Below are 14,798 nucleotides of genomic sequence, written 5' to 3'. Positions count from 1 at the left end.
ATGTTTTTTGATAACAGTGAGCAGCGCAAGCAGCTTTCGAAATGGGTTATCGGCACTGTGGCCGCCTGTATTCTTATTTTTCTCGGCGTCCGTTATATTTCAGAAATCGCTTACGCTGTTTCCTGGATGCTTGATTTACTGGAGCCGCTGCTGGCAGGCATGATCGCAGCGCTGGTTCTGAATGTTCCGCTGTGCTTCATCGAGCGGCACTTATTCAGAAAGAATCCGACGCCCCGGAAGGAGCGGGCAAGGCGTCCGCTGGCAATCGTGCTTTCCCTGATTCTGGTACTGGGGATATTTATCAGCGTCGCGGTTCTGGTGATACCGGAGCTGGTCAATGCAGTAGCGGCAGTGTCCTCTGCGGTGGTCGAGCTGCTGGATGAGCTGGCGGCACTGGAGAACAGCGCCGACTTTTCGGAAATACCGTTTGGCGAGTATCTTTCCCGCATCGATATTGACTGGATACGTCTGCGGGGAGATTTGGAGAACGTTTTAAAGCAGCTTGGCAATTCCATTCTCAATAAAGCCGGCGGAGCAATCAGCATTGCTGTTTCCTCTGTGGTCAACGGCATTGTCGGCTTTGTGTTTGCCATTTATATTCTGGCAAACAAGGAAAAGCTCAGCAGACAGGTGCGCAGATTAATCCGTGTCTGGCTGCCGGAAAAAGTGGGAGCGGGAATTATACATGTGGCTTCTGTCTGCGGCGGCGTTTTTCATCTTTTTATTGCAGGACAGACAACAGAGGCAATCATTCTGGGCACACTCTGTACGATAGGGATGCTGATTCTCCGTATGCCTTACGCGCCGATGGTCGGGGCGCTTGTGAGCGTCACCGCTCTGATCCCGTACGTCGGAGGATTTATTGCCGCTTTTATCGGGGCTTTTTTGATTCTGACTGAAAGCCCGGTCAAGGCGGTGGTGTTTGTCATTTTCTTCATAGCACTGCAGCAGGTGGAAGGAAATCTGATATATCCGAGGGTAGTCGGGGCAAAAGTAAATTTGCCGAGCATGTGGGTGCTGGCGGCAATCACGATTGGCGGCAGCCTTGGCGGTCCGATTGGAATGCTTCTGGGGGTTCCTACGGTTGCGTCAGCATATAAATTATTGAAGGAAGCGACCGATAAACGGGAGCGCAGAATGCAGTAGGCAGAGGAGGGTAAAATGAAGTATCTGCAGGAAATTCAGTGAAATAAAGCTGTGAAAAATGCCGAAAGCTGGACAATTTAAAAGATAAATGCTATAATATTTTACCAAGAAGAGACGGATGGAGGAAATTAAATGGACATCAGTATTTTGAGTGAATTTGTCTCTCTGGTGGAAACCAGCAGCTTCCAGGAAACGGCATTTACGATGAATGTTTCTCAGTCTGCGCTTACGAAGCATATCCAGAAGCTGGAGTCGGAGCTTGGGAATTTATTGTTTGACCGCTCGGCAAGGGCGATTAAGGTGAATGAGTACGGCAAGACCCTGTACCCGTACGCAAAGCATATCGTGGAGATTCATCAGGATGCGATTGTTGCTCTGCAGGAGTTATTGGAGGATTCACAGAACGAATTTGCGGTGGCATATGCGCCGGTGCTGGGGCAGTATGGTCTGATTGACCTCATTACGGATTTTACGAAGAAGTATCCGGAGGAAAATATGCGTGCCATTGAGACGTATCAGCCCCTTGAGCTTCTGAAAACCAAAAAATGTGACTTTGCTTTTCTGGGAGAAAATGAGGCGACGGATAACAATTTTAACAAGATGATTTATAAGACGGACCATCTGGCGGTGGTGCTTCCCCTGAATCACAGATATGCGGACAGGCAGAATGTGACGTTGGAGGAGCTGGCGGGCGAGAAATTTATCCTTCATGCCAGCGTCACCAGCCTTCCGCATGAGGAAACGCAGAAATTCCTGGAGCTGTGTGAGAGCAAGCATTTTAAGCCGGATATCGCGGCGGAATCCCAGTTTACTTCCACGATGGTCCGCTATGTGCTGGGAGGCAGCGGCATAGCGGTCTTAAACAGGCTTCACATTCCCTCGGACGTCCGTGATCACTGTGCGGTGGTCGATATATATCCCACGGTGCGTTCTTATATTTATCTTATGTATAGAAGAAAGCTGTCATGTTCTGCGGCGACAGATTTTCTTCACTTTGTAATAGAAAAAATCAACGAATAGAATTGCAGGTTGCATAAAATCAAAACATATAGAAAGAGATGCACAGGAACCGGAGAACGGAGCTTGTGCATTTTTTTTCTTTGCACAAAGATATTTCCAAATTGGAAATTGCAAAGCGCACAATCGAATTGATTAAAAAGAAAAATATTTGCTACAATGTGCACAACTTGAAAAAGTGACAAAAAACACACAAAGGAAAGGAGCATTACAATGAAAGCAGGAAACAAGTGGATTGCAGCATTATGTTCGGCGGCAATGGTTGCCTCGATGGCAGCAGGAGTAGCAGCGGAGGAGGCAGCGCCAGCGGAGACGGAGGTCGCAGAGGAAACCGTTGCGACAGAACCGGAAAGAGCGGCACAGGTACTCGTTGCGGAGGAAAAGGTGGAGGATACAAATGGTGAGCCGGGTATCCGCAAGGTATATACGGTGAACCATATTTACGGCGACGGACAGAAGGTATCCAATGTCATCATCGAGTACAATACGGCGATTGCGGCGGACAGTCTTTCAACAGATACCTACGAAGTGAAGGACAGAACGATTACTGCAGTTCACACAAACAGTGAGCGCGAAGTCACCGAAGAAAATGCGGAAGGAAATTATGTGGTACTCGATTTGGAAATCCAGAGCCCGATTCTTGACGATAAGTATGCGACAGACGGCAGAATCCAGGGAATGACAGTAATCGACAGCGCAACCGTTATCCAGCATCAGGATGTCACGGCAATCGACGGAACGGTTATTGCGGGAAGCGAGGAGGAGCATTCCACATCAGCCGGGGACGGCGGCATCATGGGCAACGATGCGGTAATTACGCCGGATATGGATAAATTTGATGATAATCATTATTACAATGACCCGGACAGCCACACGGTTCTGCATTACAACTTCTTCAAACCGGAAGGGTATGCGGAATCCGGAGAAACCTATCCGTTGGTTCTCTTTATCCCGGATGCAAGCGCGGTTGGCGACAGCTGGGAATACATCCTGCAGCAGGGCAACGGCGGTACCGTATGGACCTCCGAAGAGTGGCAGGCAGAAAATCCGTGCTTCGTGGTTACGATGATTTATGCAGATAAATACATCAACGATTACTGGGAATATTATGAGGATTATATGTTCGGAACCATGAATCTGATACGCGACCTTGAAGAAAAATACCCGATTGATACCGGAAGAGTTTACACGACCGGTCAGTCGATGGGCTGCATGGCTTCTATGGTAATGATGGAGAAGGACCCGGAGCTGTTTACGGCGGCGTATATTATGGCGGGACAGTGGGACCCGGAGCAGGTAAAGGATATCAAGGACCAGAACCTTCTGCTTCTCGTTTCCGAGGACGACCCGGCATGTGAAAGACTGGATAAGAATGTTGCAAAATGGGAAGAGGAAGGCGGCGTTGTCGCAAGAGCAACCTTTGAGGGAATTGCCTCTCCGGAAGAGCAGGCGGCGGTCATCGACGAGGCTCTTTCCTCGGATGCCAATATCTGCTATCTGAAGATTGCGACAGGCACCGGAAGCATGGACCTGGAGGGCAATGCGCTGAACGGAAGCCACAGAATGACCTGGAGACTTGGCTATGATTTGCCGGGCGTGAAGGAGTGGCTGTTCGCACAGACAAAGTAAGCTGGTACGGCAAGCTTTATTTATGGGGAAGCTGCCCTGCGGGATGCGCGGGCGGCTTTCGCTGTTGCCATGCATACGACAAAAACGTCCAGTGGACGTTTTTTAGTTTCAAAGGAAAATCCCACGGAGTTTTTGTTTGTGCACACGGAGCGTTACCTGTGAACGGAGCGTAAAACGTTTCACAGGAAAATCTTCGGGATTTCTTGTTTATGCAATGTATTTGCTGTGCGAAATATCGCCAGATGATTTTTTACACAGGTGCGTTTTAGTCAGAATCTGACTAAAAATCCGGGGATTATCGGAGAGGAGGAGAAGGTTTTGGAAGACAGACAGGAAAAATATGAGCGGGGAAGACATGAGCGGCGCCGTGGAGAGCGCTGGGAAGAGCGCCGTGGAGAACACCGTGGAGAGCGCCGTGGAGAGTACCGGGAAGAACACCGGGGAGAATCGCATGGAGAGCACCGCGGAGAACCGCATGGAGAGCGCCGTGGAGAACACCGGGGAAAAAGACCGGAGAGAGCGGGCTATCGTGCGCTGGTAAAAACGCCGGGGACGCATCTGCTCTTTATCGGTTCGCGCTCCTGCACCCGGCACAAGGGAACGGTGAAGCTGGAGCTGCAGCGGGAGGGAAAGCTGACGTTTCTGGTGCTGGAGGAGGTTGACTGGATTACGGGCGGATATCTGGAGCAGATAGAGGAAGCCGCCAGGGAAATCAACGAAGAGCTGCATCCGCAGCATCTGGTCCTGTTTGGAGGATGCCAGATTGAGCTTTTGTCCACGGACTATGAGGCGCTTGTACAAAAGCTGACGCAGGAGCTGGGAACAGAGGTGCGTTTTCATAAGGGATGTCACCTTACGGGCTACGACCCGGATGCGACAGAGTAGGAGGGAGTGATAACAGATGGCAAAATTATGGAAAAAGCTGCCGCCTCCGATGGCGGATAATTTTGGATTTATTGAGGTGCTGAATAAAACGGACGGAATGGGAATCATTGATGACTGCTCGGAGTACAGGACAAGTGCAGAGCGCCGGCGGAGACACCGGGAGAACGGGGAGGCGCAGATGCGCGTTGTGCATACGGAAATTGGTCCGGAGGATGTGGTATCCGGCACAAGACAGAAGGTGCTGGACGCATTTGAAGATGGCAGAAGGGATTTGACCCCGGAATTTGTTCTGCTGAGTGCGGGACCCTGCTCCGCGATGATTGGAACGGACCTGGAAGAAATTGCGGAAACTATCGGGCAGAGCAGCGGGATAAAGGCGGCTGCCGTAAAGCTTTCGGGACATAAAGCATATGATACGGGGATATCAGAGACATTGCTTGCTATGGCAAAGCTGCTGACAAAGCCGGGAAATATCTGTCCGGGCAGTGTTAATATTCTGGGCGTGACGGCGCTGGACTGGCAGGAGGAAAATGCCGGGGCGCTGCGCGGCTGGCTGGAAAGCCAGGATTTTTCTGCTGCCATGCATACGACAAAAACATCCGGTGAACGTTTTTTAGTTGCCATGCATACGACAAAAACGTCCGGTGAAGGTTTTTTAGTTGCCATGCATACGACAAAAACGTCCAGTGGACGTTTTTTAGTAACGGCGGACTTTGGCGGGGCAGAGCGGGCGGAAAATATTGCGAGAGCTGCGGAGGCGCAGGTAAATCTTGTGGTAACGGTTTCCGGTCTGGCGGCGGCGAAATATTTAAAAAGCAGATATGGAACGCCTTATATTGCGGCGGCGCCCTTTGGAAAAAGCTGGACGGAGCGCGTACTGGAGGCGCTTGAAAGCGGCAGGCAGCCGGAGCAGGGAACAGCGGGACAGAAACCGGAATCCGGCGGACGGTCCGGAGAGCCGGAATGCGGAAGGCGGGTCACAGAACAGGAGCCGGAATGCAGCAGGCGGGTCGCAGAACAGGAGCCGGAGTGCAGCATGCAGGCAGAAAATATGGAACCGGAGGTTCTGATTATTTGCGAGCAGTTTATGGGAAACGCAATCCGGGAAACGCTGCTTTGCGATTATGGAATGGAAAATGTCCGGGTATATACGTTTTATATGATGGAGAAGTCGCTGGAGCAGCCGGGAGACGGGCGCTTAAGAAGCGAACAGGAGGCGGAAAAGCTTTTGAAAGAAGGTGGCTTCCATACGATTATCGCAGACCCGCTGCTTCGCTGTTTTGCGCCGGAGGGCAGCAGGTGGATAGATCTTCCGCACAGGGCCTTCCAGCTCTACGGGGAGCACCCGGCGCTTCCGCTCTTTTTTGGAGAACACCTGAATAAATGGCTGGATGAACAGTTGAGGAAAACGGAGGAAAATATATGAGACAGATAGCAATTTACGGCAAGGGCGGAATCGGAAAATCGACCACAACCCAGAATCTGGCGGCGGCGCTGGCGGAGCGCGGAAAAAAGCTGATGCTGATCGGATGCGACCCGAAAGCGGATTCCACACGGCTGATCCTGGGCGGTTTGGCGAAGGCAACGGTGCTGGACACCATGCGGGAGAAGGAAGAGGAAGATATCACAATAGAAGACCTGATGAGTGTGGGATTTGGAGGAATCCGGGCGGTAGAATCGGGAGGACCGGAGCCGGGCGTGGGCTGCGCCGGACGGGGGATCGTCACGGCGATCAACATGCTGGAGAATCTTGGAGCTTACGAAGAAGAGCTGGATTATGTATTTTATGATGTTCTGGGCGATGTAGTCTGCGGAGGCTTTGCGATGCCTATCCGGGAAGGAAAGGCGCAGGAAATCTATATTGTCTGCTCCGGGGAAATGATGTCTCTGTATGCGGCAAATAATATTTGTAAAGGAATCCGGCGGTATGCTGCTTCCGGCAAAACAAAGCTGGGCGGATTAATCTGCAATTCCCGCCTGGTGGATAACGAGCGGGCTCTCGTGCAGGAATTTGCAGCGAAGCTGAACACGCAGCTTATATATTTCCTGCCGAGAAATAATATCGTACAGCGTGCGGAATGTAAACGAATGACGGTTATTGAATACGACCCGGAATGCGGACAGGCGTGCGAATACCGGGCGCTGGCGGAAAAAATAGAGACAAATACAACATACAGTATTCCGACACCGCTGCAGCCGGAGGAGCTGGAGGTACTGCTGGAAAAATATATGAATTATGAAAATTGATGAAAAGAACAGAGCAAAGGAAGCGAAAATTGTATAATTTCCAAAATGGAATCTTTCAAAAATCAAACGGAATTGATTCTGCGTCCGTTATTTTGTACAATCCAGGTACCAGGTGAAAAAACCAAATAAAACGTAAAACGGAGGATTACAAACGATGAAAAGAAAAACTATTATGGCGTTACTTATGGCATCCGCAATGGCATTCGGCACATGCGCTACCGCATTCGCATCAGAGGTACAGATTGATTCCGCTGTTCCGACAGAAGCGGCAACCCAGGCGGGCAAGGTAGTCGTAGCGGTAGATGACGACTCCTTCACGATCGGACCGTGGGGAAGCGATTCCGCAGTGCGTGACTGGACAGAGAACACGATCTGGGCGCACCTCTGTCACCGTCCGTTTGTAGGCGCTATGCTGGAAAACGGCGAGCTTCAGATGAACGCTGCAAAGTCTGTTACAAAGGTAGACGATGCAACTTATGAGGTAGAGCTCTTCGACAACATCGTCGACAGCCAGGGCAATGCGATTACCGCTTCCGACGTAGTGTTCAGCTACAACAACCTGGCTGAGCTGGGCTTCGTATCCGAGATTTCCCTGTATTATGACAGCGCAGAAGCAACCGGCGACTACACACTGACCATCAAACTGAAAGATACCAGCGAGGGTGCTATCGAAGCGGTTCTGTGCGGCTGCTCCATCGCAAATGAGGCTTGGTACACAGGTGCTTCTGAAGATGAAGTTAACTCCAATCCGGCTACCACAGGCGCTTACATCGTAACCGATATGGTTACCGGCTCCGGCGTGACACTGGAAGCAAAGGATGACTACTGGAAAACAGAGGACAGAGCAGACGTTGAGTTTACAAACGTAAAGGAAATCGAGCTCCGCTGTATCACAGAGGCTTCCTCCAGAACGATCGCTCTTGAGAACGGCGAAGTTGATATGGCTGAGGTTTCCTCTGACGAAGTAGGACGCTTTGAGGACAATGAAGATTACAATGTAACAAAATATCTCAACGGTATGACACAGTACCTCATCTTCAACTGCAGCGAAGGAAGCATCTTTGATGATGTAAATGTACGTCAGGGTGTTGCTCATGCATTTGATGCATACAATATGTCTCTCTCCGCAGGCGAGGTTGTTCTGAGCCATGACGTAGCTCCGAACCTTGCTACAGACTATGTAGATGCATGGGATGAGGAAGAATACTTCACATACGACATTGAGAAGGCAAAAGAATATCTGGCAGCGGCAGGTTATGATGAGAGCAACCCGCTGGAATTCAGCTTCCTGAACAGCTCCCAGGCTCCGCAGCAGCCGTACGTTGCACTGCAGGCAATGTTCGCAGAGGCAAATATTAACATGATTATCGACAGCCAGGACCGTGCGGCAAGACAGGCTATCCAGAATGACCCGACGGCATGGGATATGCCCGAATATTCAAACTCTATCGTAGACTTCACAACGACATTCTGGAACGACCTCTTCGGCGGCGACAGCAACCAGTGCTTCGTACAGGATGAAAAACTGCAGGAGCTTCTCGCAACGGCAATCGCAGACAGAAGTGAGGAAAATCTGGATGCATTCCACGACTATGTGATGGAGCAGGCTTATATCGTTGGCTGCTACACAGAGGTAAGGTCTATTGTTACAACAGCCGGTCTTACGGATGTCTGCATCCAGAAGCTGAATCCGGTGCTGAATGCCATGACATTCACAGAGGATTATGTATCCGTAGAAGGTTAGGAAATCCGGAAATAACTGCTTGAAGATCAAGTGAATGATAAGGGCGGCACTGTATTATTGAATAGTTTCACATAGTGCAGTGCCGCCTTTCCATTCCCCGATAAACGAAAGGAAATGAGTTCATGACACGATATGTTGTAAAGCGACTGCTGATAATGATTCCGACGCTGCTCGCGGTTGGTATTATTATGTTTACTCTGATGAACTTCGTTCCGGGCGACCCCGCACAGCTTGCTCTGGGGTCGGGTGTACATACCGAGGCGGAGATAGAGGCGAAACGTGTAGCGCTTGGTCTTGACAGACCGTTTGTGGTCAGACTGGGCGAGTACGTAACGAATATTTTTACAAAGTTTGATTTCGGCAAGTCTCTGATTGACGGCACAGATATTAAATGGGAGCTGATGAAACGATTCCCGCACACCGCCAAGATAGCGATTTTCAGTATTATACTGACCGTCGTGGTGGGCCTGCCGCTGGGCATTTATACAGCGGTACATGCGAACTCCGCAGGCGACCGGATCTCGCTGTTTATAACCTTGCTGTTTGACTGTATGCCGAGCTTCTGGACGGCGCTGATGCTGGTGCTGCTCTTCTCGCTGAAGCTGAAATGGTTCCCGTCTTCGGGGGCAAAATCACTGATATATTTTGTCCTGCCGACGATAGCCAACTCGCTGGGCGGTCTCGCCGGCTTTACCAGACAGGTACGTGCCAGTATGCTGGAGGTCGTGCAGTCGGATTACGTGACCACCGCAAGGGCAAAGGGGCTTCCGGAAAGAGACGTTATCTACGGACATGCGCTTCCGAACGCGCTGATTCCGATTCTTACCGTAATTGGTATGCGGTTTGGCTCCATGCTGGGCGGCGCGACCATCATCGAGGTCGTATTTTCCATCCCCGGCATCGGACAGTATCTGGTAAACAGCATCAATAACCGGGACTACAACGCATGTACCGGCGGAATTATATTTATCGCGTTTACTTTCGCGCTGGTCATGCTGCTGACAGATTTGCTGTACGCTTTTGTAGACCCGCGCATCAAGGCACAGTATGTATCCTCAAATAAAAAGAAGGTGAAATAATGGCAGAGGAATTAAAAAACAAAACAGCCGGACATCGCGGCGGCGACGGACATCACGGCGATGACGGACATCACGGCGATGACGGACATCGCGGCAATGACGGACATCATGGACACGGCGGGCACGGTCGTGGGAAAAAGGCGAAGAAGCGCCGCCACATCGACGCCAGCATCAAGCCGGGTTCGGCAAAATATATATGGGCAAGCATTTCCCGCAACAGAGGCGCGCAGTTCGGAATGATATTTATCGCTCTGATTATTATTCTTTCGCTGCTGTCCCCGTATATCTGCCGGTACGACTACTCGGCAACAGATTTTGCGGCAATGAAATCCTGGCCGTCCGCCGACCACTTATTCGGAACGGATGACCTGGGACGCGACATTCTCTCCAGGGTTCTGTACGGCGCAAGATATACCCTTGTTATCGGTATCCTCTCTACGGTGCTTTCCGCAATCCTCGGAATCATTATGGGAGCGGTTGCCGGATATTTCGGCGGCGTGGTGGATTCCTGCCTGATGCGTTTCCTGGATCTGTTTCAGGCATTCCCGTCGCTGGTGTTGGCAATGGCATTCTGCGCGGTATTCGGAACCGGCGTGGACAAATGTATTCTTGCTCTTGGTATCACGGGAATCCCCGGATTTGCCCGTCTGATGAGAGCAAACATCCTGCGCATCCGTAACATGGAGTATATTGAAGCGGCAACGACCATCAATTGTCCGACCTGGAAGATTATCGCCCGGCATATCGTGCCGAACGCAATTTCTCCGATTATCGTAGAGATCGCAATGAGCATCAGCCGGAACGGTCTGGCGTCTTCGTCCTTAAGCTTCCTGGGACTTGGCGTGCAGGAGCCGAAGCCGGAATGGGGACAGATGCTGGCGGCAACACGAAACTATATCCGTGATTTCCCGTATATGGTGATTATTCCGGGTATCTTCATCGTGCTTACCGTACTGAGCTTCAACCTGTTGGGCGACGCTTTCCGTGACGCGCTGGACCCGAATCTTAAAGACTGATGGAGGGATAGGAAATGGCAAAGACAAGAGAGAATTTTTTTGGAATCCGTCATCTTACGGTGAAATATCATTCGGGAAATTCGATTATCCACGCAGTCAATGATGTTTCTCTGGAGCTGAAAGCGGGAGAAACGCTTGGACTGGTGGGCGAGACGGGAGCCGGAAAGACAACGATTGCAAAATCGATTCTGCGTATTCTTCCGGAAAATTCTGTGGAGAGCGTGGAAGGCGATATCTGGTTTGAGGGAAAGCAGATTCCCGATATGGATGACAAGGAGCTGCAGGCGCTGCGGGGAAAATCCATTTCGATGATTTTCCAGGACCCGATGACGGCGCTCAACCCGGTAAAGACGGTTGTATCGCAGATTGCAGAAGGCTACCGGCAGCATCAGAACTGCTCGAAGGCGGAGGCAAATAAGCGGGCGGTTGAAATGCTGGAAATGGTCGGCATCGGCGCCGACCGTGCGGAGGAGTATCCGCACCAGTTTTCCGGCGGCATGAAGCAGCGTGTGGTAATCGCGCTGGCGCTTGCGTGCTCGCCGCAGCTTCTGCTGGCGGATGAGCCGACGACTGCGTTGGATGTGACGATTCAGGCGCAGGTACTCGATTTAATAAGAGACCTGCGGGACAAGCTGGGAACTGCTATGATACTGATTACGCACGATCTGGGCGTTGTGGCGGGAGTATGCGATAAGGTAGCGGTTATTTACGCGGGCAGAATTATTGAGGAGGGAACGCTGGAGGATATCTACGATAATCCGACGCATCCGTATACCTGCGGGCTCTTCGGCGCCCTGCCGGATCTGGATAAGGATGTGGAGAGGCTCTCGCCGATTGAGGGGCTGCCGCCGGATCCGTCCGTGCTCCGCGAACACTGTGATTTCCTGGAGCGGTGTCCGTATGCCTGCGGAAAATGTAAGAAGTTTAATAACCACATGATTGAAATGACGCCGGGTCATAAGGTCAGATGCTGGAAAGCGAACGAGGAGGGGTGATATATGGCGGCATTGGTGGAAACACAGAACTTAAAAAAATACTTTAAGAGCGGCGCCGGAATGGTGCATGCTGTGGATGATATCACCTTCAGGATCGAGGAAGGCGAGACCGTAGGGCTGGTGGGAGAATCCGGCTGCGGAAAATCGACGCTTGGCAGGACACTGATTCATTTAAATGAAAGCACGGACGGAAAAATTCTGTTCCAGGGGAGGGATGTCACAAAGCTGAAGCCAAAAGAAATGGTGAAGTTCCGCAAGGATGTCCAGATGATTTTCCAGGACCCGTATTCTTCCCTGGATCCGCGCCAGACAGTATCCGACATCATTATGGAGCCGCTGAAGCTGGATGGAAGCTTCAGCCAGGAGGAGATTAAAAACCGTACGCGTGAGCTGATGGATACGGTGGGAATCGAGAAGCGTCTGCGGATGTCTTATCCGCACGAGCTGGACGGCGGGCGCCGCCAGAGGGTGGGAATTGCCAGAGCGTTGGCGCTGAATCCCAAATTCATCGTCTGCGACGAGCCGGTCTCCGCGCTGGATGTGTCGATTCAGGCACAGATTTTAAATCTTCTGATGGATCTGCAGCGAGATCTGAAGCTTACGTATCTGTTTATCACGCACGACATGTCGGTCGTAAAGCATATTTCCAACCAGATCTGCGTGATGTATCTCGGACAGATGGTGGAGGTGTGCGACAGAAAAGAGCTGTTTGCCTATCCGCTGCATCCCTACACGAAGGCGCTGCTCTCAGCGATCCCGACGACGGATATCCACAACCGCAGGGAGCGCATCATTCTGAAGGGCGAGATTAAGTCCCCGATTAATCCGGGACCCGGCTGCCGCTTTGCGTCGCGCTGTCCATATGCGGATGAGGGATGCAGGCAGGGCGTAAAGAGCCAGGAAGTCCGTCCGGGACACGTTGTAGTTTGTAACAAGGCAAAAGAGATTAACCAGTTATAGAGAAGGGGTTGTACATGAAGACATTCCGGGATTCTTTTGAAGAAAACTATATGGCATATGAAAAACCGTGCGCAAATAAGCGGGGCTTCTGTATCCGGTATGAATATGTTGGAAAATGGTATGTATTCAGACTGGAAAAAGCAGAAAAGCAGCGCTATAAGCGGATATTTGCAATGCTGTGCGCGCTGGGAACGCTGTTCTTTGCGCTGGCTGCCCTGCAGAGGTGCGAGCTGAATTACCGTTCCTTCCCGGTATTATTTTCCGGTTTTTCACTGGCGCTGTTTCTGTTTGAGTGGTTCGGCGTGCTGCAGTTTGTCTTTTCAAAGGACAAGCTCACAAGCCAGAATTTTGAGCAGATGAATATGATCCTGAGGCTTGCGCCAGGCGCGAATGCGGTTGTTCTGCTCTGCGCGGCAATATCCTGCGTTATTATCATAATCCGGAATGGACTTCCCGCAGGGGTGGGGATGGTACCGCTGTTTTACTTCTTTTCGGGGATATGTTCTTTTCTAATTACGTTCTTCTACCGGGCGCTGCCTTATGAAAAACAGGAAAATAAGGCGTGGGACGATAAATCAAAAAAGTTTATCTGTATGTGAATTAATTCTAGGATAGAGAGGCATATTGCATGAGAAACAATGTTAAAGAAGAAAAAAAGCAGATGATGCTGAATGAAAACATCATGACGCTGCTGCCGAAAATGGCGGTGCCGACGATTACCGCCCAGTTGATCACCACAATTTACAATCTGGTGGATACCTATTTTGTCAGTACACTGGGAACCAACGCGACGGCGGCGGTGGGTGTAAACAGCTCTCTGGAGCGTATGATTACGGTAATCGGTTCGCTGATCGGAGCGGGCGCCTGCAGCTACATTTCCAGACTTCTCGGAGCGAAGAAGGAAGAACACGCGAACCGGATACTGTCGACGTCGATATTTACCGGCATCGGGCTGGGAATTCTGTTTATGATTTTCGGCAAGCTGATGCTCGGCGATATCGTTTACTGGCTGGGCGCAACGGAGGAGTGCGCGGAGTATTCCATACAGTACGGGACCTATGTGCTGTACGCGGCGCCGTTTATGATTGGCAGCTTTATTTTAAACATGTGCCTGCGAAGCGAGGGCAGCGCCACCTATTCGATGATCGGCATCGGCTTTGGCGGCATTCTGAACTGCTTTCTGGACCCGCTGTTTATTTACAAATTTGGTCTGGGCGTGGCGGGCGCTTCTATGGCGACCGCAATTTCAAAATGCATCAGCTTTGTGATTCTGTGCTGGCCATATGCGAGGAAAACGACGATTGTGGAAATCTCCATCCGGAAGTTTTCGCTGGTGTGGAATGATGTGAAGGAGGTTGTGGCAATCGGCTCCAGCTCCTTCTTCCGCTCGGTGCTTACCGTGGTGGCATCCATTGCCATCAACCGTGTGGCGGGAAGCTATTCCACAGCATCCCTGGCGGCGCTTTCCGTGGCGAACCGTATCATGGAATTCCCATTTGCGTTTATTCTCGGATTCGGGCAGGGCTATCAGCCGGTGGTCGGATTCAACTGGGGCGCGAAGGTGTGGAAGCGCGTAAAGGACAGCTACACCTATGGCTGCGCGATGGCGGTCGGCGGCTCCATCGTAATGGGGATTATCATTTTCATCTTCGCATCGCCGCTGATCCGTATTTTTAACAGTCAGGCGGATATGGAGGTGATGGAGCTTGGAATGCTCTGTGTGCGGCTGCAGTGCTTCGGTCTGATCATGCACGCGCTCAGCTCCCAGGTAAATATGTTCTTTGCCGGGATTGGTAATGCAAAGCTGGCGCTGGTGGCAAACTTTGCAAGACAGGGTTACTGCTTCTATCCGGTTCTTCTGATCGCGCCCAGAATCTGGGGCGTAAACGGTGTGGCGGCGACGCAGGCGCTGGCGGATCTGCTCAGCGCGGTGGTGATTATTCCGATGTTCTTCTATGGGCTGAAGGTCATCCGTCTGGCACAGGAAGGAAAAGTGGAAACAGATGTACATAAGCATTCGCACAGAAGAAAAGCAGAGCAGCATTCATAACAGTAAACGTAAAAGGGCAGTCCGCCAGGA

At 51.2% G+C, this 14,798-nt stretch carries 13 protein-coding genes; all 13 read left to right on the top strand.

The features are described from left to right. The 13 genes from NQ534_RS08125 to NQ534_RS08065 all read left to right on the top strand — a co-directional run bounded on the left by NQ534_RS08125 (position 1) and on the right by NQ534_RS08065 (position 14,768). Positions 1 to 1,146: an AI-2E family transporter gene (locus tag NQ534_RS08125; RefSeq protein WP_006860733.1), complete on the top strand. Its 1,146-nt coding sequence runs from the start codon at positions 1 to 3 to the stop codon at positions 1,144 to 1,146. A 132-nt stretch (positions 1,147 to 1,278) separates the two neighbouring features. Next, complete coding sequence (locus NQ534_RS08120; RefSeq protein WP_006860734.1) at positions 1,279 to 2,166, top strand: LysR family transcriptional regulator; 888 nt, start codon at positions 1,279 to 1,281, stop codon at positions 2,164 to 2,166. 210 nt (positions 2,167 to 2,376) lie between these two features. Then, positions 2,377 to 3,792 carry an alpha/beta hydrolase-fold protein gene (locus NQ534_RS08115; protein ID WP_006860735.1) on the top strand — a complete coding sequence of 472 codons (1,416 nt, stop codon included), beginning with the start codon at positions 2,377 to 2,379 and terminating at the stop codon, positions 3,790 to 3,792. Positions 3,793 to 4,110: 318 nt separating this feature from the next. Next, positions 4,111 to 4,677 carry a hypothetical protein gene (locus NQ534_RS08110; protein WP_040782049.1) on the top strand — a complete coding sequence of 189 codons (567 nt, stop codon included), beginning with the start codon at positions 4,111 to 4,113 and terminating at the stop codon, positions 4,675 to 4,677. A 16-nt stretch (positions 4,678 to 4,693) separates the two neighbouring features. Then, on the top strand, positions 4,694 to 6,103 hold the full coding sequence (locus NQ534_RS08105; protein WP_006860740.1) for a nitrogenase component 1: 1,410 nt from the start codon (positions 4,694 to 4,696) through the stop codon (positions 6,101 to 6,103). Continuing rightward, entirely contained in the window at positions 6,100 to 6,924 is an 825-nt protein-coding gene (gene nifH, locus NQ534_RS08100) for a nitrogenase iron protein (RefSeq protein ID WP_006860741.1), read from the top strand. The genes NQ534_RS08105 and nifH overlap by 4 nt, the downstream gene beginning before the upstream one ends. A 154-nt stretch (positions 6,925 to 7,078) precedes the next feature. Beyond that, complete coding sequence (locus NQ534_RS08095; RefSeq protein WP_006860742.1) at positions 7,079 to 8,668, top strand: ABC transporter substrate-binding protein; 1,590 nt, start codon at positions 7,079 to 7,081, stop codon at positions 8,666 to 8,668. Between the two features lie 122 nt (positions 8,669 to 8,790). Next, complete coding sequence (locus NQ534_RS08090; RefSeq protein ID WP_006860743.1) at positions 8,791 to 9,747, top strand: ABC transporter permease; 957 nt, start codon at positions 8,791 to 8,793, stop codon at positions 9,745 to 9,747. Beyond that, positions 9,747 to 10,763, top strand: a complete 1,017-nt coding sequence (locus NQ534_RS08085; protein WP_006860744.1) for an ABC transporter permease — start codon at positions 9,747 to 9,749, stop codon at positions 10,761 to 10,763. The genes NQ534_RS08090 and NQ534_RS08085 overlap by 1 nt, the downstream gene beginning before the upstream one ends. Positions 10,764 to 10,777: 14 nt before the next feature. Further along, positions 10,778 to 11,758, top strand: a complete 981-nt coding sequence (locus NQ534_RS08080; protein WP_006860745.1) for an ABC transporter ATP-binding protein — start codon at positions 10,778 to 10,780, stop codon at positions 11,756 to 11,758. 3 nt (positions 11,759 to 11,761) lie between these two features. Continuing rightward, positions 11,762 to 12,718, top strand: coding sequence for an ABC transporter ATP-binding protein (locus NQ534_RS08075; protein ID WP_006860746.1), 957 nt, complete (start codon positions 11,762 to 11,764; stop codon positions 12,716 to 12,718). A 14-nt stretch (positions 12,719 to 12,732) separates the two neighbouring features. After that, a complete protein-coding gene (locus NQ534_RS08070; protein ID WP_006860747.1) occupies positions 12,733 to 13,317 on the top strand; it encodes a hypothetical protein in 585 nt (194 codons plus the stop codon). Between the two features lie 29 nt (positions 13,318 to 13,346). Then, the gene (locus NQ534_RS08065) at positions 13,347 to 14,768 is read left to right on the top strand and encodes an MATE family efflux transporter (protein WP_006860748.1); all 1,422 of its coding nucleotides are present in this window, start codon (positions 13,347 to 13,349) and stop codon (positions 14,766 to 14,768) included. Positions 14,769 to 14,798 lie beyond the last annotated feature (30 nt).

This window comes from Marvinbryantia formatexigens DSM 14469 (assembly GCF_025148285.1).
GTDB classification, from domain to species: Bacteria; Bacillota; Clostridia; order Lachnospirales; family Lachnospiraceae; genus Marvinbryantia; species Marvinbryantia formatexigens.
This window is presented reverse-complemented; position numbering and strand designations above follow the sequence as displayed.

Coding starts and splice junctions, on each gene's coding strand:
- NQ534_RS08105 (WP_006860740.1), top strand. CDS start 4,694: ATGGCAAAATTATGGAAAAAGCTGCCGCCTCCGATGGCGGATAATTTT.
- NQ534_RS08065 (WP_006860748.1), top strand. CDS start 13,347: ATGAGAAACAATGTTAAAGAAGAAAAAAAGCAGATGATGCTGAATGAA.
- NQ534_RS08080 (WP_006860745.1), top strand. CDS start 10,778: ATGGCAAAGACAAGAGAGAATTTTTTTGGAATCCGTCATCTTACGGTG.
- NQ534_RS08095 (WP_006860742.1), top strand. CDS start 7,079: ATGAAAAGAAAAACTATTATGGCGTTACTTATGGCATCCGCAATGGCA.
- NQ534_RS08070 (WP_006860747.1), top strand. CDS start 12,733: ATGAAGACATTCCGGGATTCTTTTGAAGAAAACTATATGGCATATGAA.
- NQ534_RS08090 (WP_006860743.1), top strand. CDS start 8,791: ATGACACGATATGTTGTAAAGCGACTGCTGATAATGATTCCGACGCTG.
- NQ534_RS08085 (WP_006860744.1), top strand. CDS start 9,747: ATGGCAGAGGAATTAAAAAACAAAACAGCCGGACATCGCGGCGGCGAC.
- NQ534_RS08120 (WP_006860734.1), top strand. CDS start 1,279: ATGGACATCAGTATTTTGAGTGAATTTGTCTCTCTGGTGGAAACCAGC.
- nifH (WP_006860741.1), top strand. CDS start 6,100: ATGAGACAGATAGCAATTTACGGCAAGGGCGGAATCGGAAAATCGACC.
- NQ534_RS08115 (WP_006860735.1), top strand. CDS start 2,377: ATGAAAGCAGGAAACAAGTGGATTGCAGCATTATGTTCGGCGGCAATG.
- NQ534_RS08125 (WP_006860733.1), top strand. CDS start 1: ATGTTTTTTGATAACAGTGAGCAGCGCAAGCAGCTTTCGAAATGGGTT.
- NQ534_RS08075 (WP_006860746.1), top strand. CDS start 11,762: ATGGCGGCATTGGTGGAAACACAGAACTTAAAAAAATACTTTAAGAGC.